Source organism: Rhizobium sp. WW_1 (assembly GCF_003610155.1).
Classification (GTDB): Bacteria; Pseudomonadota; Alphaproteobacteria; order Rhizobiales; family Rhizobiaceae; genus Rhizobium; species Rhizobium tropici_A.
Genome location: NZ_RAIN01000066.1, coordinates 1 through 1,076 on the forward strand (window position 1 = coordinate 1; position 1,076 = coordinate 1,076).

At 56.9% G+C, this 1,076-nt stretch carries 1 pseudogene; it reads left to right on the forward strand.

Going from position 1 to position 1,076, the window contains the following annotated elements:
- Positions 1–641: 641 nt before the first annotated feature.
- A pseudogene (locus tag BJ928_RS38470) lies at positions 642–983 on the forward strand (group II intron reverse transcriptase/maturase); the annotation flags it as partial.
- Positions 984–1,076: the final 93 nt, after the last annotated feature.

Here is a 1,076-nt window from a genome sequence, read left to right on the forward strand (position 1 = left end):
GGAGCAAGAACGCCCCGATCTCTTGAAGCGCCGTCGGGACTGGTTCGAGGGTCAACTCGATCTCGATCCCAACCGGCTTGTCTTCATCGATGAGAGTGTGCTGCAGAGCAGCGGAAGGAGTTCGACATGAACTAAGACCGTTACGCCAAGCTGCGTGAATGATGGGGGACGGCCCTCCGGGATCGGCTTTCAGGAGCAGGTCTCAAACCAGTCCGAGCTGCTGCGGTAAAGAGCCGTGGTGGTGAGCGTCGGATGAAACGTTCGGACGAGATCCGAGCAGGTGCGTGTCCGAAAGACGAACGAAAGTGAACCCTCCGAAGACGCGTCGTTATGAACGTAGGTGTCGCCGAAACCAGGACCGTTTCGTCATCCTGGGACAAGTCCGCCAGATGCCTGATGACCGGGCGGACGACGACCGGCGTAGAGGGGGCGTGAGTTGGACATAGGCTTTCACGCGGAACTGCAGGAACCAGGCTCCTGATGCAAAGGGAGAAGCTCAAGCGGAGCAAACCGCAAGGCGAGAGTACCGATGCAGGAGACTGGGGCGGACCGACCCGTATGAGCGTTGAGGGCCCTGTAATGGGGCCGGAGCAAAGGGGTCGGATCAGGTGGTCGTATTGTTTGGAACAACTGGAAACAGGATGACTTCGGAAAGTACGATAGACAAGCCGTTTCGAATTGAGAAACGACAAGTGTACGAAGCTTACAAAGCGGTCAAAGCCAACCATGGCGCAGCCGGGGTGGACGGCGAGACCTTGGAGATGTTCGAGAAAGACCTTGCGAGGAATCTCTACAAGATCTGGAATCGAATGTCGTCTGGGACCTACTTTCCGCCACCGGTGCGTGCCGTCTCCATTCCGAAGAAGGCTGGAGGCGAGAGGGTTTTGGGTGTGCCCACGGTCAGCGATCGGATCGCGCAGATGGTGGTCAAGCAGATGATTGAGCCGGACTTAGACTCCCTCTTTCTTCCAGACTCATACGGGTGTCCGTCGTCGAATGATTTGAGACTTTTTGGGCTCTGGAAGAATGGAGTTTCCGGCTCAGTTTGCGGGTTGATTTAAGCCGCTTTGGCCTGG